General features: G+C 58.3%; 17 protein-coding genes. 6 read left to right on the top strand and 11 right to left on the bottom strand.

The features are described 5' to 3' along the window. Positions 1-40: 40 nt before the first annotated feature. Positions 41-1,228, bottom strand: a complete 1,188-nt coding sequence (locus WA411_RS14065) for an amino acid aminotransferase (protein WP_291909691.1) — start codon at positions 1,226-1,228, stop codon at positions 41-43. Next, positions 1,221-4,739 (bottom strand): indolepyruvate ferredoxin oxidoreductase family protein, encoded by a 3,519-nt coding sequence (locus tag WA411_RS14060; RefSeq protein ID WP_291909690.1) that lies wholly within the window; start codon positions 4,737-4,739, stop codon positions 1,221-1,223. The genes WA411_RS14065 and WA411_RS14060 overlap by 8 nt, the downstream gene beginning before the upstream one ends. Before the next feature lie 157 nt (positions 4,740-4,896). Here WA411_RS14060 and WA411_RS14055 point away from each other — a divergent pair, with 157 nt between their 5' ends. Next, positions 4,897-5,376, top strand: coding sequence for an Lrp/AsnC family transcriptional regulator (locus WA411_RS14055; RefSeq protein WP_064227189.1), 480 nt, complete (start codon positions 4,897-4,899; stop codon positions 5,374-5,376). Between the two features lie 95 nt (positions 5,377-5,471). On the opposite strand, the gene WA411_RS14050 is transcribed toward WA411_RS14055, so the two are convergent. From WA411_RS14050 to WA411_RS14040, 3 genes are all read right to left on the bottom strand, one after another. Continuing rightward, complete coding sequence (locus tag WA411_RS14050; RefSeq protein ID WP_069184192.1) at positions 5,472-5,678, bottom strand: cold-shock protein; 207 nt, start codon at positions 5,676-5,678, stop codon at positions 5,472-5,474. Between the two features lie 205 nt (positions 5,679-5,883). Next, the gene (locus tag WA411_RS14045; RefSeq protein ID WP_291909684.1) at positions 5,884-9,639 is read right to left on the bottom strand and encodes a DUF1631 family protein; all 3,756 of its coding nucleotides are present in this window, start codon (positions 9,637-9,639) and stop codon (positions 5,884-5,886) included. A 142-nt stretch (positions 9,640-9,781) separates the two neighbouring features. After that, the gene (locus tag WA411_RS14040; RefSeq protein WP_291909681.1) at positions 9,782-10,753 is read right to left on the bottom strand and encodes a ribonuclease Z; all 972 of its coding nucleotides are present in this window, start codon (positions 10,751-10,753) and stop codon (positions 9,782-9,784) included. Positions 10,754-10,892: 139 nt separating this feature from the next. Between WA411_RS14040 and WA411_RS14035 the strand changes: the two genes are divergently transcribed. Together WA411_RS14035 and WA411_RS14030 are read left to right on the top strand one after the other, a co-directional pair. After that, on the top strand, positions 10,893-11,738 hold the full coding sequence (locus tag WA411_RS14035; protein ID WP_291909796.1) for a crotonase/enoyl-CoA hydratase family protein: 846 nt from the start codon (positions 10,893-10,895) through the stop codon (positions 11,736-11,738). Further along, positions 11,739-12,359: a CPBP family intramembrane glutamic endopeptidase gene (locus WA411_RS14030; RefSeq protein ID WP_291909678.1), complete on the top strand. Its 621-nt coding sequence runs from the start codon at positions 11,739-11,741 to the stop codon at positions 12,357-12,359. Here the strand turns inward: WA411_RS14030 and WA411_RS14025 are convergent. Genes WA411_RS14025 through WA411_RS14015 form a run of 3 tightly spaced genes read right to left on the bottom strand, consistent with a single transcriptional unit; the run spans position 12,350 to position 14,064 of the window. Next, complete coding sequence (locus tag WA411_RS14025) at positions 12,350-12,769, bottom strand: DUF2721 domain-containing protein (RefSeq protein WP_069184196.1); 420 nt, start codon at positions 12,767-12,769, stop codon at positions 12,350-12,352. The two genes, WA411_RS14030 and WA411_RS14025, sit on opposite strands and share 10 nt — an antisense overlap. A 36-nt stretch (positions 12,770-12,805) precedes the next feature. Beyond that, on the bottom strand, positions 12,806-13,186 hold the full coding sequence (locus tag WA411_RS14020) for a gamma-glutamylcyclotransferase family protein (protein ID WP_153634506.1): 381 nt from the start codon (positions 13,184-13,186) through the stop codon (positions 12,806-12,808). Continuing rightward, positions 13,183-14,064: a LysR family transcriptional regulator ArgP gene (locus WA411_RS14015; protein ID WP_291909671.1), complete on the bottom strand. Its 882-nt coding sequence runs from the start codon at positions 14,062-14,064 to the stop codon at positions 13,183-13,185. The genes WA411_RS14020 and WA411_RS14015 overlap by 4 nt, the downstream gene beginning before the upstream one ends. 88 nt (positions 14,065-14,152) lie before the next feature. On the opposite strand from WA411_RS14015, the gene WA411_RS14010 reads away from it, so the two are divergent. Together WA411_RS14010 and WA411_RS14005 are read left to right on the top strand one after the other, a co-directional pair. Beyond that, a complete protein-coding gene (locus WA411_RS14010; protein ID WP_069184198.1) occupies positions 14,153-14,758 on the top strand; it encodes a LysE/ArgO family amino acid transporter in 606 nt (201 codons plus the stop codon). A gap of 115 nt (positions 14,759-14,873) precedes the next feature. Continuing rightward, positions 14,874-15,347 (top strand): DUF4442 domain-containing protein, encoded by a 474-nt coding sequence (locus WA411_RS14005; protein WP_222466314.1) that lies wholly within the window; start codon positions 14,874-14,876, stop codon positions 15,345-15,347. Positions 15,348-15,367: 20 nt separating this feature from the next. On the opposite strand, the gene WA411_RS14000 is transcribed toward WA411_RS14005, so the two are convergent. Together WA411_RS14000 and WA411_RS13995 are read right to left on the bottom strand one after the other, a co-directional pair. Next, complete coding sequence (locus tag WA411_RS14000) at positions 15,368-15,868, bottom strand: C40 family peptidase (protein ID WP_153634503.1); 501 nt, start codon at positions 15,866-15,868, stop codon at positions 15,368-15,370. 149 nt (positions 15,869-16,017) lie between these two features. After that, on the bottom strand, positions 16,018-16,686 hold the full coding sequence (locus WA411_RS13995) for an SOS response-associated peptidase (RefSeq protein ID WP_153634502.1): 669 nt from the start codon (positions 16,684-16,686) through the stop codon (positions 16,018-16,020). 84 nt (positions 16,687-16,770) lie between these two features. Here WA411_RS13995 and arfB point away from each other — a divergent pair, with 84 nt between their 5' ends. Continuing rightward, positions 16,771-17,184 carry an alternative ribosome rescue aminoacyl-tRNA hydrolase ArfB gene (arfB, locus tag WA411_RS13990; protein ID WP_153634501.1) on the top strand — a complete coding sequence of 138 codons (414 nt, stop codon included), beginning with the start codon at positions 16,771-16,773 and terminating at the stop codon, positions 17,182-17,184. A gap of 25 nt (positions 17,185-17,209) precedes the next feature. Here arfB and WA411_RS13985 read toward each other — a convergent pair whose 3' ends face one another. After that, positions 17,210-18,280 carry an alpha/beta hydrolase gene (locus WA411_RS13985; RefSeq protein WP_291909660.1) on the bottom strand — a complete coding sequence of 357 codons (1,071 nt, stop codon included), beginning with the start codon at positions 18,278-18,280 and terminating at the stop codon, positions 17,210-17,212. Between the last annotated feature and the right edge of the window lie 10 nt (positions 18,281-18,290).

Here is an 18,290-nt window from a genome sequence, read left to right as displayed (position 1 = left end):
ATTGTTTTTGTCGGATTGATGGTAATTGTCTCAACAGTAATTACTTGCCGAGCACCTCGCGCAGGGCTGAAGTGACTTGTGGCAAAACGCGGTCATTCAGGCCGGCGACATTCACCCGGCTGCTGTCGAGCATGTAGATGCCATGCTCCTTGCGTAATTCGCTAACCTGCTCGGGGCTGATACCGAGGAACGAGAACATGCCCCGCTGACGGGCGATGAAGCTGAAATTGCCCACCGGCGCGAGGGCGTCAGCAAAGGCGTGGCGCAGGTGCAGGATGCGCTCGCACATGCCGTCAAGCTCCTGCTGCCACCGGGATCGCAGGCCATCATCGCCGAGGATGGTCTCCACAATCGCGGCACCATGGGCGGGCGGCATCGAATAGTGGGACCGGATAACGCTGAGCAGTTGACTGGTGGCAGCTGCGTTCACCGATGCTGTTCCCGAAATCAATGCGAGAGCGCCGGTGCGCTCCCGATAAAGTCCAAAGTTTTTGGAGCACGACGCTGCGACCAGCATTTCCGGTACCGCACTGGCCAGATGCCGCAGGCCCTCCGCATCCGCATCCAGGCCCTCGCCAAGGCCCTGATAGGCCATATCCACAAAGGGCAACAGGCCCTTACGCTGGATCAGGCTGGTCACCTCCTGCCACTGGGCCAGGCTCAGGTCGGCGCCAGACGGGTTGTGGCAGCAACCGTGTAGCAGCACCACATCGCCCGCGTCGGCCTGCTCCAGGGTTTCCAGCATGGCGCCGAAGTCTACCTGCAGCGTCTGTGGATTGAGGTAGGGATATTCGCGAATGGTCAGGCCAGCGCCACCCAGCAGGGGGAGGTGGTTGGCCCAGGTGGGCGTGCTGACCCAGACTTTTGTATCCGCCTTGCACAGGCGAAGAAACTCGGCGGCCATACGCAGGGCGCCACAGCCACCCGGTGTCTGGATCACCGATACGCAGCCGTCCCGGAGCAGAGGGCTGTCGCTGCCCAGAATCAACTCCGCCATGGCGCTGTTGAAGCCGGCAGAACCGGCAGGCCCCACGTAGCTCTTGGTGGTTTCTCCCTCAAGCAGGCGACGTTCCGCTTCGTGCACGGCGGCCATGATGGGCGTATTGCCGGCATCATCCTTGTAGACGCCGATGCCCAGATCTACCTTGTCGGGCCGGGTGTCCTCGCGGAAGGTCTGCATCAGCTTCAGGATCGGGTCCTGAGGCAGGGGCTGGAGCGCTTCAAACATGGTTTGCCTCCTTGTCGGCCTGTTGCGTGCGGATCAGCGTCGGGCGACCGGTGTCGAGCGCCTTGATCAGCTGTGTCTGTTTTTCACGGATGCTCTCTGCAGCTTGTTCCCTGACAGGACCGTAGCCCCGGACATCAGCGGGCAGTTCTGCCAGTTGCAGGAAGGTTTCGTAGTTGCTGGCATTGAGTTCACGGCAAATTCGCGCAACCAGGTTCTGGTAGTCCTTCAGCATGGCGCGATCAAGCTTGCGGTCTGCGGAGTAGCTGAACGGGTCCACTGCGGTTCCACGCAGGCCGCGAAGTTTGGCCAGAAGTCGGAAAGCCCGGAGCATCCAGGGGCCGAAACGGCGCTTTTTCGGGCGACCCTGGGCATCGGTTTCACCGCTGAGCAGGGGCGGGGCGAGGTGGAAGTGGACTTTGAAGTCACCCTCGAAGGTTTCGTTGACCTCTTTCATGAAGTCGGTCTCGGCAAACAGTCGGGCGACCTCGTACTCGTCCTTGTAGGCCATGAACCGATACAGCTGCTGGGCCACTGCGCGGGTCAGCAGAAGATTGGTTTCGCCGAGGGCTTCCTCGGCCTTGCGGACTCCGGCAACGGCGTCCCGGTATTGGTCGGCCCAGCGCTGGTTCTGGTAGTTCACCAGATGCTTGTGACGGGTGTTGATCAGCTCGTCCAGGGCTGGTTCGGGCTTAACCTCGACCACCTTGGCGTTGTTGTCGTCCAGCAGATCGGTGACAGCGCTCGGATCCACGGCTGCCAGACGGCCCCAGCCGAAGGCTTCCTTGTTCCTGTCGATGGCGACGCCATTGAGTTCGATGGCTTTCATCAGAGCCGCCTCTGACAGGGGCAGCAGGCCTTTCTGCCAGGCAAAACCGAGCATCATCACGTTGGAGAACACGGTATCGCCCATCAGCTTTTCAGCGATACCGTTGGCGTCCAGCTGGTCGAAGTGATCGTCACCCACGGCGTTCTTCAGTAGCCCAAGGCGCTTGTCGGCCTTCATATCGGCGTCTCGGAAGAGCACGTAGTCGGCAGTCGGCAGTTCCGCCTCGTTCGCGACAATCCGTGTGTGGTTTGGCCGGAGCACGCTCAGGGCCTTCTGGGAAGACGCCACCACCAGGTCGCAGGCGATGACCGCATCGGCCTGGCCATTGCTGATCCGCACCTGATGGAGCTTGTCCGGAGACGGTGCCATGCGCACGTAGCTCAGTACCGTCCCGCCTTTCTGGGCGAAGCCCATGAAATCCAGTACCGAGGCACCGCGGGATTCCAAATGGGCGGCCATGGTGATCAGCTGTCCCACGGTTACCACGCCCGTGCCGCCAACGCCGCCCACGAGCAGATCGTAGGAGCCGCTCATCTCCGGTAATTTTGGAGCTGGAATGTCAGCCAACTTGCGGGTGAGCACGGAGCCGGTATCCACACCCCGGGATTTGCGTAGCTGTCCACCTTCAATGGTCACGAAGCTGGGGCAGAAACCGTTTACGCAAGAGAAGTCCTTGTTGCAGGAGGACTGGTCGATCTTGCGCTTGCGGCCCAGTTCCGTCTTGCGGGGTACAACCGAGAGGCAGTTGGACTGTACCGAGCAGTCGCCACAGCCTTCGCACACATGGTGGTTGATAAAGGCCCGCTTGGCCGGATCCGGGAACTGTTTGCGCTTGCGTCGGCGGCGCTTCTCAGCAGCACAGGTCTGATCGTAGATCAGCACGGTGCAACCAGGGATGTCGCGCAATTCACGCTGCACCTGGTCGAGCTCGGATCGATCGTGGAAGGTGACATCCTTGGGGAACAGATCATGATGGCCATCGTATTTCTCCGGCTCATCGCTGAGCACGACAACCCGCTTTACCCCTTCTGCGGCCATTTGCTGGGCAATCCGGTCGACGGTGATCTGCCCGTCCACGGGCTGACCGCCAGTCATGGCCACGGCGTCGTTGAACAGGATCTTGTAGGTAATGTTGATGCCGGCGGCCACCGCCTGGCGAATCGCCATGGAACCGGAGTGGAAGTAGGTGCCTTCACCCAGGTTCTGGAACACGTGGGGGTTGCCGGTATAGCGGCTCTTGCCAATCCAGTTGACGCCTTCGCCACCCATCTGGATGAGGGATTCCGTGTTACGACCCATCCAGGAGGCCATGAAGTGGCAGCCGATGCCGGCCAGGGCCTTGCTCCCCTCCGGAACCTTTGTGGAGGTATTGTGGGGGCAGCCGGAGCAGAAGTAGGGCATACGCTTGACGCCACCGGGGTCCTGGGCGTTGGTCATGGCGCTGATCTCTGCCATCCGCTCGCTGAAGTCCACCGAGAAAAAGCGCCCTAGACGGGCGGCCAGAAAGCCAGCAACCAGTTTGGGACTCAGTTCACCAACGTAGGGGATCAGCGGTCTGCCCAGTTCGTCCTGCTTGCCGGTGATCAGAACCTCGCCGGGGCGGTCCGGCTCGGACATGTATTCCTTGATCTGGCTCTCAATAATGCCGCGCTTTTCCTCGATCACCAGGACTTCTTCCTTGCCGTGCACGAAGTCCAGGATGCCGCGACGCTCCAGGGGCCAGACCATGCCAACCTTGTAGATATCCAGCCCCATGTCCCGGGCCTTGTCTTCATCAATGCCCAGCAGGTCCAGGGCTTCAAGCAGGTCCAGATGGCTCTTGCCGGTAGTGACAATGCCGAAGCGGGCTTGTTTGTTATCGAACAGGCAACGGTCGATGCGGTTAGCCCGGGCAAAGGCCTGAACGGCCGCAAGCTTGTGTTCGATGCGGGTTTCCAGCTGGGGGCCGGGCAGATCCGGCCAACGGTAATGCAAACCGCTTTCCGGGGCGGTGAAGTCATCCGGCGTGATGAAATCCGGTTCCGGCGGGATTTCGACAGACGCCGCGCTTTCCACGGTTTCCGAGATCGCTTTGAAACCGACCCAGCAGCCGCTGTATCGGGACAGGGCATAACCCCAGAGGCCGAACTCCAGGTACTCGGCGATGTTGGCCGGGTTGATGGTCGGCATGAAAAAGCTCATGAACGCCACATCGGACTGATGGGGCATGGACGACGACACGCACCCGTGGTCGTCACCCGCCACTACCAGCACACCGCCATGAGGCGAAGAACCATAGGTGGTGCCGTGTTTCAGGGCATCGCCGGCCCGATCGACGCCCGGGCCCTTGCCATACCAGAGGCCGAAAACCCCATCCACCTGCCGGTCTTCATCGGTCTCCACCTGCTGGGTCCCCAGCATGATCGTCGCGGCGAGATCCTCGTTGATGGCGGGAACAAAATCGATCCGGTTCTCGTCCAGCAGGCCCTTGGCCTGCCAGAGCGCCTGGTCGACGGCACCGAGGGGGGATCCCCGGTAGCCACTGACCATGCCTGCGGTGTTCAATCCCTGTTTTCGATCCAGGGCGGCCTGCATCAGGGGAATTCGAACCAGGGCCTGCGTGCCGGTCAGGAAAACCCGGCCGGATTCCCGCAAGTAACGGTCTTCGAGTTTGTAATTGTCGAGCTGGGGGGTATCGGCGGACATGGCGCCCTCCTTTTTGTGCGTTTTATGACCAAAATTCTAGAGGGAAGTCCGCAAAAGGTGCTTGCTTATTGGGTCAGGGTTTTGAGAGTTTGCGAAAGGTTCTTTGATAAATGACAATAAAGAGAAAGAACCTTTGATTAAAATCAGGTGTTACCAAATGAAACAGGTGGAATTGGACAAGTTGGACCGGAAAATCCTCTCGGCACTGCAGCAGGATGGGCGCATCAGTAACCAGTTGCTGGCAGAGCAGGTGGGGTTGTCACCGGCCGCTTGCTGGCGCCGCGTGCGGACACTTGAAGAAAGCGGCGTGATTCAGGGGTACAGCGCCAGAGTGGATCCGGAGCGTATTGGTCAGGGCCTGTGCGTACTGGTCAATTTGTCACTGCAGCGGCATAACATCGATAGCACCGCGGAGATCGAGCAGCAGGTGAGCAGTTACCCGGAGGTGCTTCAGTGTTTCGCGGTGACCGGGAATGCCGACTTTGTACTCAGGGTCATCGTGCCGGACATGGCCAGTTATGATCGGTTCCTGAACGAAAAGATCTTCACCCTGCAGGGCATTGCCCAGGTGAATTCAAACTTTGCGTTGCGGGAGATAAAGAATACCGAGACGATCCCGGTGGAAGGTATTCAGTAGGTTGGTTCATTGAGGGGTACCAAACGAAAAAAGGCAGCCGAAGCTGCCTTTTTCTAAACGTGTCGTCTGCTATTTGCAGAGCATCTCTCTATAGCTTAGAGAGCGACTACGTTTTCCGCCTGAGGACCTTTCTGGCCCTGGGTAACGGTGAACTCGACCTGCTGGCCTTCAGCCAGAGTCTTGAAACCGCCGCCCTGAATGGCGCTGTAGTGAACGAAAACGTCCGGGCCGCCTTCGCGAGTAATAAAACCAAAACCTTTTGCTTCGTTGAAAAACTTAACGTTGCCGGTAACTGTAGACATAGTATTCTTTCCTGATTTCAATCATTTAGTGTGCCGTCAGATCATCATTTTTGATGATTGATCGGCGGTATGCGGGAAACAAAAAACTGGCGTGATCAAAAACAGGACGTGCTACTTGTTACAGCTGAGCGGTCTTATTGATGAAATGCTTTGCTAAATCTTTCCAACGAGGCCCACTGTACTCCTGCCGCCGGGAAAAGCAAAGCTATTTCTTGTAGGCATAAACCGGGGTAGTAGAAGTCCCGCCACCAAGGCTGTCCAGCCTGCGCGGCTTGGCAATCGCAAAGCCCTGAGCGTAATCCACCTGAATTTCCTTCAGTGTGTCCATGATTTCCATATCTTCCACATATTCTGCAATGGTCTGGAGATCCAGGAAATGGCACAGCTCATTGATCGACCTCACCATGGCGTAGTTTGTCAGGTTGGTCGCCATGTCCTTCACAAATATGCCGTCGATTTTCACAAAGTCCACGGGCAGTTTCTGCAGGTACGCGTAGGACGACAAGCCGGTGCCGAAATCATCCAGGGCGAACCTGCAGTTAAGGCGCTTCATCTCGCGCATGAAATCAGAGGCAAAATGGAGGTTGGCGACTGCAGAGGTCTCGGTGACCTCGAAACACAGCTTGTGCGCCAGTTCCTGATGCGCCCGGAGGTTTGACTCCAACCCGAGCATAAAGCTGTCATCGCTCAGTGAGGAGCCTGACAGGTTGACGTTCAGGGTGGCAATCTTGTCGATCGACTCGGGGTTGTTACGCATCCACGCCAACACTTCGGAAATGACCCACAGATCAACCCGGGTACTGCGTTTGAATTGTTCGGCCGCCTCAATGTAACCCTGGGGCGAAATCTCATTGCCCGAGCTGTCTTTCAGGCCCAGCAGGAGTTCATACATCTTGCCTTCGCCGCTTTCAGGGGCGAGTGCAACAATTGGCTGTGCCCGGAGGTAGAGGCTGCCGTCGCGGATGGTCCGGTCGATTTCCGTAACCCACTGAGGCGTGCCAAGCTTTGACGGGTCCCTCTGTCCTTTCGCCAGCTCAATCCGGTTTCCTCCCAGTTTCTTGGCCGCCTTGAGGGATAGGCTCGCCTGGTTGAGAAGATCGCCGGGGGAGTGAGCGGCACCAGTAACCGGTCGAATACTGATACTTACCGTTGCCTTGTATTCCGCTGGCCCATGCTGGAAAACCTGCTGCTCGAAGTTTCGCCGCAGGGATTCTGCGAAATCCAGGCAGTCCTCGGTGCTGATGTTATTGATGAGCACGGCAAACTCATTACCGCTGATTCGGCCAACGTAGGATTCCGAGAATTTGGTGCCGCACTCTCTTCGCAGCAGTTCGGCGACATCTCGCAACAGGGCATCGCCGGCTTCCGCGCCATAGGAGGCGTTGATGACACTGAATTCGTCTATATCCAGGACCATAAGGGCGGAATCACTCTCCTCCGGCGACGAGGGTGCTGCACTGATCAGCCTTGATACCTGTTTTTCGAAGTCGTGGCGGTGCATGCAGCCGGTCAGGGCATCGTGGGTGGCCTGAAAATTCAGCTTCCGGTACACGTCCTCAACAATGCTGAACAGGCTTTGATCAAGGAACGGGATGTCGCCATTTTCAACCAGCCAGGCTTCGCCCTCGGCGAGTTTCTGGACAAACTCCGGGAATCCATAACTGACTTCACTCATACCTTTGGGCGAGAGAAAAACAAACCGGAGTGAATCCTCGCCACCCCAGACCAGGCGCATGCGACGGGTCTCCCCGTTTTCAAACCAGGCTTCAACCCAATCGCCGACGGCAATGTCCTTTGCCCTGGAAACCCAACGGCTGTCTTCGAGCTCCGGGGGCAGCGTCAATGGTGCCTCATCGGCGTCGCCGTATTCCTCCACCCAGGTGGTCTCTGCTTCCATAGTGCCCTGCAGGATTCCGGATAGCTCGTCTATGGCGGGTCGGGTTCGGGAGATGTCACCGGTGGTTTTGAGTTCCCGCTCAATGAATTGCAGCATGACACTGCTTTCAAGTTCCCGTTCAAATGCCAGCTCACCAGAGGTGCCGGCTGGAGACAGCCAGGCCTGGAGCTGGGCTACGACATCAACAAGTTCCTCACAGTGTCGGCTCTCCGGGCCTTCCCGCAACATTGTCAGGACGATCAGTTGCTCCCAGCCCGCCTGAAGCAGTCGAATCAGCGTTTTTGGAACCTGCCTGCCGCCGAGGAGTTCATTCAGTCGTTGCCGGGCTTCCTTGCGAGTTTTGCGCAGGCGCTCTTTGCCCTCCAGGGTTTTGGCCAGCCGTTCCGAGTTTCGGATAAATGACTGGTCCTGTCGCTCAACCAGCTGTTTCAGGCGTTGGCCCAGACTTTCCAGCAGGTCTGGATCCGATACCTCGATTTCCGTCAGTTCCTCGACAATGTCGGCAACCGTCGCTTCCAGTTTCTTGCTCGATGCCCTCTCCGCAAGGCAGATGTGCATCAGGTTATTGATTATGTCCCGGGCGGGGTGATCGTCGGTATTCAGAAAGTCCGGTGTTTCGACCAGCGTTTCAAACACCGGCAGCCGAAGTTTCTGCAGTTGGTGGCGAAGCGAACCCGAGAGTCCTTCGTTTGTTTCCAGCGGTGCAAACAACCGGTCCACCAGGTTGGCCTTTTCCACGGCTGTCCGGTCGAGAGCGCTGGCCAGTTCGGCGTCCGAGTCGGCCAGTTCCCGCAGCAAACCTGCCATATTCGGTTCATCCTCGTGCAACCTGTTCAGGAGTTCGCGGCGCCTGGAACGGAGGTTTTCCGAGAGCTTCGGATTGGGTTCCTCCCAGTCTGCGGGTTCAGACGAGGGGCTTGCCTCAAGCGCCATCAACTGGAACAGGGAACGGCCAGCCGATGGCATCCCTGACATTGAGTGCCCGGTGGCGTCGGCTTCCGCCGGCTTGTCCGATGTGCCCTTGTCCGTTTCACCTGGAGAACCTGTGTCCTCCTGGGCGTATTCCCTGAGCGACCAGTTCGCCGGCAGCTCGGTGATGTCCAGGGCTTCCAGTCCTGCCCGGCGGCAATCATTGATCAGGGAGCGGATGGCTGCGGGCCACACCCTGCCCAGAGCGCTCTCCCAGGCCCGGTAGATGGTCAGGCGGTGCTCCCGCGCAATACCCAGGTGGTCGACCATGTATTGCAGGCACACGCACAGTGCGCGAGGCGTTAGCGGGTTGTTGTCGTCGTTGACGTCCTGACGGAAGATCTGGTTAAGGAACTGGTTGAGCAAAAAGGTCGCGCCGGAGTTTGCCTTACTTATGCCCGTGGCGATGGCCTGCAAATCCAGCCAGTCTTCAAACTCGTGCTGTTGCAGAAGATGCAATTCTTTGGCGTTGTTCCCGGATTCGGGAGCTGGTTCAAGGGTTGTCTGGTTGGCCTGAAACTGCGCCTGAAAATCCTGGAGCATCCGCTGCTGTCGGCTCTGGAAGATGAAGCGCATATCCTTGAGTCGGGTGATTTCACGAAGCTCGGCCGCTTGTTCCAGATCGGCTTCAATGCCTTCGAACGTGCCCTCCATGAATTCTGGAAGCAACTGTTCCAGAAGTCGCCGGCAATGCTGGTGATAAAGCTGTTTCAGCGCGGGCGCCGGCGCGGGGTCCGCCAGTTTGCTCTTGCCCGTGTGCTGCACCAGAAGATCAACTTCGCGTTCGAGGTCCGGGGTGATGCCCTGGAGTTCGAGCGAAATACTGTCGCCCCGGCCGCTGCGAACCGCTCCCCGAAAATGGAGATGTTGCTTGTCATGATCATGATCGAGGAAAACGTGCAGATCCGCCTGGGCGGAGGCAGACGATGACAGTAGATCAAGCACAGCGGGTGAGGAGAAATGCTTCAGGCCGAGGCGGAGTTCTTTGCTGTCCAGAGTCACGCTGTCGATGATACAGCCACAAGGAATGAGGCCGGGAGTGACGACGACCGCATCCTTGCTGAGACTGGACTGTTTTGCGTTAAACCGGGCCATTGACCGCCTTCCTGAGCAGTGAAAAGTGAATTGTTGTTCAGATTATCCCCGATTGCAGTGTAATTTGAACTTCGCCGAACGCAAAGGTGAATCTGCAAAAGCGACACATCAATTTGCTGACGGCCCAGGAGCCACGCCCTCATTATAGACGCTCGGAAGGTCTCAGTATCAGATCCCTGCCAAGCTCATAGCAGGCAAAGTCGTTTGCCAGATACAGGTTCCCTCTATAGATGCCCCTGGCTTCGGATTCGATCTCACCAATGTGTGGATAGGCGTTCGGGTTGAGCTGGTAGCGGGAGCTGAAATGGGTCAACACAAGATGCGGAACACCGGCGGCCTCAGCGAAACGGGCTACCTGGGCCGCGGAGCTGTGTTGTGGCCAGGGGCCGACCCGGTCCGAGACCTCCTGCGTGTAAGTTGCCTCGTGAATCACAACCTGGACATTCGTGCTTGCTTCGAGAAGCAAGTCAGGTTGGTCATTGTCACCGGCAACAATCACTTTGCGTGGTTTTCTGGCAATTTGGGTGTAGTCATCGCAACGAGCCAGGTGGCCATCTTCCAGAACCACATCGTGGCCCTGTTGCAGTCGGCCCCAGGCCGGGCCGGCCTCAATACCGTCAGCTTCAAGCTTGTCACGCAGCAGCTGGCGTTCGAGGTTCTTTTCAGTGAACACAAACGCCCGGCAGGATACGCGATGGGAGAGGGGAACTGCCGTAACCGACAGCGCTTCGTCCTCCCAGTGAAAGCTTTCTGCCTCGGAATCAACAAATCGTATTTCAAAACTGAGGCTGGAGTCACTGTTGCCCAGCGCTGCCTCAACGAAGGTTTTTACCGGACGGGGCGCGATCAGGTAGAGCGGGGCGGTTCGGCCCAGCATGGAGGCGCTTGTGAGCAGCCCCGGCAGCCCGAATGTGTGGTCGCCGTGAATGTGGGTGATAAATATGGCCTGGAGTTGCATCACCGAATGATGCGTTCGCAACAACTGGTGCTGGGTGCCTTCCCCGCAGTCAATCAGGTACCAGTGTTTGGGGCCTCCATGACTCAATGCCAGGCCGGTTACGTTGCGAGCTTTCGTGGGTGTTCCGGCTGACGTGCCGAGGAAGGTGAATTCCATACCAGGCCTTTTCGGGTTAACGTGTCGTCTCTCTGTCCGCCATAATACGAAGGTAGCAGAATAGAGAAACCATTATTCGCGGTGATCGCTTAAGAGCCGGTTTTCGGAATACATAATAAGGAGTGCTGTCTTGTCTGAGTTGTCCAGTTACGAGAGTTTTTCGATCCAGGTCAAAGACCATATCGCCCATGTCCAGTTCAATCGCCCTGAGGCGCTGAACACCATGAACAAGGCGTTCTGGCTTGAGTTGCCCCGTTGCATGCAGGATATTGAAGCCAACACCGACGCTCGCGTGATTGTCATCTCTTCCACCGGCAAACACTTTTCGGCCGGCATGGACCTGGGTGTGTTCAGCGATCCCAAGGCGGTGCCCATGAATGGGGACCCTGGCCGTATGGCGGAAAACCTGCGCAGGGTCGTACTGCAGTTGCAGGATACGCTGACCTCCCTGGAAAAAATCCGCCTGCCGGTACTTGCGGCCATCCATGGTGGTTGCATTGGCGGAGCTCTTGATCTGGTGTGTGCGGCGGACAGCCGTTATTGCACGGAAGATGCCTACTTCACCATCAAGGAAACCGAGCTGGGCATGACCGCCGACGTTGGCACGCTTCAGCGCCTGCCCAAACTGATGCCCGAGGGTGTAGTCCGGGAACTGGCGTACACTGGGCGCAAATTCTCCGCTGCTGAAGCCCGGAATCTCGGCTTTGTAAACGCTGTATACCCTGATCAGGAAACCATGCTGGAAGCGGTCATGGGCATTGCCGGTCAGATTGCCGCGAACTCACCACTGGCGGTGACTGGTTGCAAGGAAATGCTCAATTACAGCCGCGATCACAGCGTGGAAGACAGCCTGAAGTACATGGCCACCTGGCAGGCGGGCATGTTCCGTCCGACGGACATGATGAAATCCTTCCAGGCGAAAGCCCAGAAGCAGGCGCCCCAGTACGATGCGCTGTTTCCGGTGAAACCGCTGTTCGATCAGTAAATGGCGCTTGGTAAAGGGCGAAAATCCGGTATTTCCCCCAATGCTGCGCTGCTGTTCCAGGGCGGCATTGGGGTCGTAGGGTTGGTGGCCATTCTGGTATTCGGGATTCCGGTACTGCTTATCGGCCCGGGGCTCTGGCCAAGCCTGATTTACGGCACATTGGGTGCCATTGCGACTTACGGCCTGCTGCTTCTGCTGACGCGCGTGCCACGCCTGTTTCCGGAGAATCTTGAACGCCAGATGCAGGGGCTGTATGACTTTGCCTCCAGTTATTCTCCGTTGGTGTTGGTCCTGCTGTCCCTGTTGGCCGGCGTAGGTGAAGAGCTGTTGTTTCGCGGCGCAATCCAGGGCTGGCTGATGGCGCATACGGATCCGGTGACCGCCGTGTTGGCGGCATCCGTGCTGTTCGGGCTGGTGCACTACGTATCGTTCACCTACTTTCTGGTAGCAACCGGGCTCGGTTTGATACTGGGTGCGGCCTATGCGCTATCGGAGAGCCTGGCGCTGGTCATGAACTGGCATGCCGTTTACGACATGATCGCGCTCTATTGTCTGCTTCGGTTTCCGCGCTGGTTTGGTGTAAAGATTGTCGAGCCCATCGCAAACCGGCCTCATGAATAGTCGACATCTTCCCGACCGGCACTCTTGCGCGCCTCAAAGTTGGACAGCTCAACGTTGATCGCATTGGTTGAGATCTGGATTTCATACAGTGAGTACAACAGCGAGAGAGACAGCAGTACGAGGCTGGCGCCAAACGCCACTACGCCCGGCAGTTCCGCGCCCAGGAACAGCAGGAACATGGAGACGGTACACAGGAAGAAACTGAGGACCCCGAATGCCTGCATGCGTTTGGTCAGCACAATCCGTTTGCGCAGCATGCTGATCTGCCGGGCGATGAGCGCGTGGTCTTCCTCGGTGTCCATCTGCTTGAGCTGGCGTATGAGCTGCGCGAGCACCAGAAAACGGTTGGTGTAAGCGAGCAAAAGCAACGAAATGGCGGGGAAGAGCAGGGCAGGTGTTGTCAGATCCAATCTCGTGTCCTTTTCTGTGGCGGGGTGTGAGCTGGCCTACCAGCTTCCGGAGTTCAGCCGTTGGATTGTTTTGACCGGCCGGTTGTAAAGATACACCCAGGCCGGCCCGTGGCGGGTGTCCATGGTCCGACGGATATACAGACTGCTCTGCGGGCGTTCAGGAAAGAAGTCTTCCAACTCGTCCAAAATCTTCAGCGTGGAATCGTTCACTTCATAGATTTCCACGCGAACGCCCGTGGAAGGTTCCTCTACAGCGCCTGGGTAGGGGCCCAGATGATACAGGCTCAGCTTCGGCATCCAGTCGGTTCCAACAAACCGCTCGCCTCGCAGAATATGGCTGTTGTTTCGGCCTCGCTTCAATGTGCCGTAAACCGCTACACGGTGCTTGAATCTGATTGGTGCTCCTCCTTTGTTCATGCGCTTGAATTGAGCATGGCAGCAGAGCGCAGAGCAGAAGTCAGTCGGTCCATCACGCCGCCACCGTGGCGCCAGAAGTGCCAGTATAGCTGTACTTCCAGGGTTTGTTCAGGCGCAATGCTTACCAGCCGTCCCGCAGCAATTTCCGGGCGTGCCTGCATTTCCGGAATCATGCCGTAGCCCATGCCGGCCAGCGCAAGGTTCACAAAACCTTCCGAGGAAGGACAGAGGTGGTGGGGGAAGGTGCCGTGATAGCCGCACTGGGCCAGAAACCTGTGTTGCAGCTGGTCATTTGGCCCAAAAACGATGGCCGGGGCATTCTGCAGGCTGGCCTCACTGAGTCCGTTCCCGAAATATCGGTCAACATACTCCGGCGTTGCCAGGGGCATGTAGATCATGGTGCCAATTGGCACGCATCGCGCACCGGCAACTGGCTGGGGGCTGCTGCACAGGCAGGCCGCCACATCCCCCTCGCGCATTCGGCGAAGGCCGATGTCCTGGTCCTCTACCACGAGATCCAGTAGCAGGGTTTCGTCCGCGCAGAAACTGCCTACGGCGGCCGCCCACCAGGTGGCCAGGCTGTCGGCATTCAGTGCAATGCGGAGTCTGGCGGTGGGTTCCGAGAGCGCCGGAATGGATTTGGTCAGGTCTCTTTCCAGCAGTTGCACCTGCTGAACGTGATTGAGCAGGCGCTGCCCGGCCGGTGTCGCTTTGAGTACCGGACTACGGACCAGAACCGGTTGCCCCAGCCGGATTTCAAGTGTCCGAATGCGTTGGGAAACGGCCGACTGGCTCAGCCCAAGCGCCAGACCGGCGCGCTCGAACCCCCCGCACTCAACGACCGTCGCCAGCGCTTCCAGCAGTTTGTAGTCAATCATAAGGAAAACTGATGCAGCATAATGAGTATGAATTTCCAGTATAGATGTAAACCGGTAACCTTGCGCCATTGAGTGAGGAGAAACCAACGTGCTTGAGAGTTACCTGACCGGATTGATCGTGTGTGGCGGTATTATCGTGGCGATTGGCGCGCAGAACGCCTATTTGCTGAGCCAGGCAATTCGCCGGGAACACCACTGGTGGTCAGCCGGCTTGTGCATGGTGGCGGATGTCACGCTTTTCACGCTGGGTATGTTCGGCATCAGTGCTGCCCTGATGGCCATGCCGGAGGCCCTTGAGATTCTCCGCTGGCTGGGGGTGGCGTTCCTTGGCTGGCTTGCAATCCAGTCATTTGTTCGCGCCAGCCGCGGCAGGGCAGCCCTGGAAGCGGGTGAGGTGACCAAGCGAAGCCTGAAGGCCGTCGTGTTCACGACCCTGGCGGTCACACTGCTCAACCCTCAGGTTTACCTGGATACGCTGCTTCTGATTCCGGCTGTCGGCGCCCAGCAGGAAGACGCGACTACCTTCGTGGCTGGTGCGAGTAGCGCCTCGATTCTCTGGTTCGGCCTGCTGGCCTGGGGTGGCTCGGCGCTGGCCCCGATTCTCGCGCGGCCGCTGGCCTGGCGCATTATTGATGGCGTCATCGGCGTTATGATGGCTGCTATCGCCCTGCACCTCACGTTCAGTGGTCTTTAATATCGGTGGTCTTTAATATTCAAACGGTCGTATGAATTTCTTGCATCAGCGCACGACACAGAGGAAGATAGCGTGCTACTGAATTTGCAGTCATTTTTACCACCGAGGATATGTGATGAACTCCACCGTACGTCGCTGGCTTGCCAGCGCAGGGGCCATGCGCCGCATGCTGTCCACGTTTGCTCCCTATCTCGGAGCAGGCATTCGCGTTACCGATATTGCCGATAACTTCAGCTCGGCAACGGTGGAGATGGGCCAGCACTGGTACAACACCAACTACGTCGGCACCCACTTCGGCGGCTCTCTCTACAGCATGGTTGATCCCATGTACATGCTGCTACTGATGCGTAGGCTGGGGAACGACTACATCGTGTGGGACAAATCCGCGAGCATCGATTTTATTCGCCCCGGCAAAGGCAAGGTGATGGCCCGGTTTGAGCTGACCGATGAGCGTGTTGACGAGATCCGCGCCGCAACGGCAAACGGAGACAAAATGCTGCCAGAGTGGGACGTGGATATTGTTGATGAATCCGGTGATCTGGTCGCGCGCGTGCACAAAGTACTCTACGTGCGTCGCAAAAATCGTTGAAGCGGGCTGGTCAGCCCGGCTCAGTCGAAGCGCCGCGCTTCGGTCAGGCGCCCTTTCCAGTAATAACCGCTGATTGAAGACTGGATAACGCCGGCAGACGTGGAGGCGTGGATAAACCGGTCTCCGCCCATGTAGATGCCCGCGTGCTGCTCCTTGCCGCCAATTTGGAAGAACACCACGTCGCCCGGCTGAATCTCGCCAGGATGTACTACATCACCACTGGCCAGCATTTGGCCGGTTGTCCTGGGCAACTGTTTGCCGAGGCCTTCCTGATAGGCGGTAAGAATAAATCCGGAGCAATCGAAGCCGTCAGAAGAGGTGCCGCCGTATTCGTAGGGGGTTCCCCGGTAGCGCTCGAACACCTGCCAGAGCTTTTGTGCCTTGTCGGAACCGGATGCCTCAACAGGCAACGGCTGCACCGGCGCGGATGAGGACGGCTTGATATTTCCGCTGCTGGCGCAGCCGCCAAGTAAGAGCGCCATGACTGCCAGAGCGAGAAGATTTTGCAGGGAATTGCGCATGCTCAATCCTGTATCGGTGTCCTCAGCCTACACTCTAAGCCCCGGGCCGCCTGATGTCAGGTTACGATTCGTGAGATTTTGTTGATCTCGTTATTGGTTTACCGGCTGATTCCGGAGGCCTCGAACCGGGATCACGAACCTCCGGACAATCAGGTTTCCCGGATCAGGTCCGGCCTGTCATGTCTCGGGTTATTGACCTCCTGGGACACGGGAACGGCTTTCAGATGTTCCGGGTCCAGGCGGTGGGTTACTGCCCGTATCCGGGTGCGATCACTGATTTCCGGGTTCAGCCAGTCCCTCAGACAGCCGGGGTGGAGTACCACTGGTTGGCGATCATGAATGTGTTTCAGGCTCTCGCTGGCGGGCTCGGTAATAATGGCGCAGGCGGTGGTTTCGTCGCCCTCCCTCGGTGTCCAGAGACCGGCAAAGAAAATGGCCGGATTCTCCCCGGTGTCCGATGGCGTGATGTAGTAAGGCGTCTTGCCCTGTTCACTCTGCTGCCATTCGTACCAGCCATTGGCAGGGATCAGGCAGCGGTGGTGGGCAAAGGCGTCCCGGAAGTACTTCGAGGTAGCCGCTGTTTCTGCCCGGGCATTGATCGGGGCGGGGGCCTTTTCATCTGCCCAGGACGGGCGAAAGCCCCAATGGGAGTGCGCCATGATCAGGCTACCGTTCATGCTCATGCGGATCATGGGAATGCCAGTACCGGGCGGAATGTTGTAGCTGGGATTAAAGCGCCCGTCCACTTCCATACCTTCGGGAAAAAACTCGAGGATCAGCGTATCCGGAGGTGTATAAAACGTGAATCGTCCGCACATGGTGTCGGCTGCTTCCTGTCCCGGGTTTAATGGGGAGCGGTCCTCATGGGAGCCCGCTGGTTCGTATTTTGTTAACCTTAGCAGATGCTGAAAATATCCAACGCTGTTGAAATTGGCGACTGGGAGATCGAAATCACCCAGATCCGCGCCCAGGGTGCCGGTGGCCAGAACGTGAACAAAGTGGCCTCCGCCGTGCACTTGCGCTTTGATATCCCACACTCTTCCTTGCCGCCTTTCTATAAGGAGCGGCTGATGTCGCTCAATGATCAGCGAATCAGCAAAGAGGGTGTGCTGATCATCAAGGCGCAATCCTTCCGGACCCTGGAACTGAACAAGGAAGATGCACTGGAGCGGCTCAAAGAGCTGATTCTTGAGGCGGTAAAGCCCCGCAAGGCTCGCCGACCCACCAAACCGACCCGCGCTGCCCAGCGCAAGAGGGTGGATCGTAAAACCCAGCGAGGCAAAACCAAGGCCCTGCGGGGCAAGGTGTCGGTCTAGCCAGTTCCCGACCGACTGTTCAAAGTCAGGCCGAAGCCTGGCTCTGGTCGCCAGACTCAACCTCTGCCAGAAAGGCCCGGATATCCTCGAAGGCCTCTTCGGCCTCCGGAAGCAGTGGCACGAAGATCTGCCACACATGCACCATGCCCGGCCAGGTGTGGAGCGCGACCGGAGAGCCGGCAGCCTTTGCCCTGGCGGCATAGCGACGGGCATTGTCCAGCAACATCTCGGTGTCGCTGGCCTGTATCAGTGTTGGTGGCAGGTCCCTCAGGTCCCCGCGCAGTGGCGAGGCAACAGGGCTTGTCGGTGAGACCCGGAATGCCGCCAAGGTGGCCCACCAGATCACTGGCAGGGGGATTTTCGACAAGCCGCCGAACACAGGCCCGAGCAGGGGATCGGTACCAATGTTGTTGCGGTTGCTCGGCGCCGTCAGGGTCAGATCGGTGGAAGGCGAAAAAGCGATTGCGGCGTCGGCCTGTCGCAGGCCATTGTCACGAATCCACGCAATGAGCCCCAGGGTATGACTGCCGCCGGCCGAATCCCCGGCGATCAACATAAAGTCTGAAGGCTCGTCACCGTCCGGCCCGTGCTTCAGCAGCCAGGAGTAGGCATCCCGGCAATCCCGGACACCGTCCATGAAACGGTTCTCAGGCATCAGCCGATAATCCACGGCAAAAACAGCGGCACCAGTGATCGCCGACAGCCTGTCCGTAATCGCCCGATGGCTTCTGGGGCTGCCGGCAGCCCAGGCACCCCCGTGGATGTACAGAACTCGCCGCCGCGTATCGCAACCCGGGGCCAGGACCCACTCTCCCCTGGGCGATGCGTTGAAACGAAACTCGGAAGCCAGTTCCAGCCCTTCACTCAGGCCATCCATGTGCTTGCGGAGCGCCATCAGTCTTGCCTTGCCCCGAAGTCCCCGGGAGGACTCGCCCATCTCCCGGATGCGCCCCAGTATCTCGCGATTTGCCGGGCTTGGTTTGCCCTCCCGAACCGGAGGATTGTCTCCGTCCAGATGCGACAGATCTTCAAGCCGGAACAGCAGAAACGTTGCGGCAACAATGAATACGATGACGGCAAGAATAATCCAGAGCATGGTCGATCCG

The sequence above is a fragment of the Marinobacter sp. CH_CUG1437-1 genome, assembly GCF_037029655.1.
Taxonomy (GTDB): domain Bacteria; phylum Pseudomonadota; class Gammaproteobacteria; order Pseudomonadales; family Oleiphilaceae; genus Marinobacter; species Marinobacter salsuginis.
This window is presented reverse-complemented; position numbering and strand designations above follow the sequence as displayed.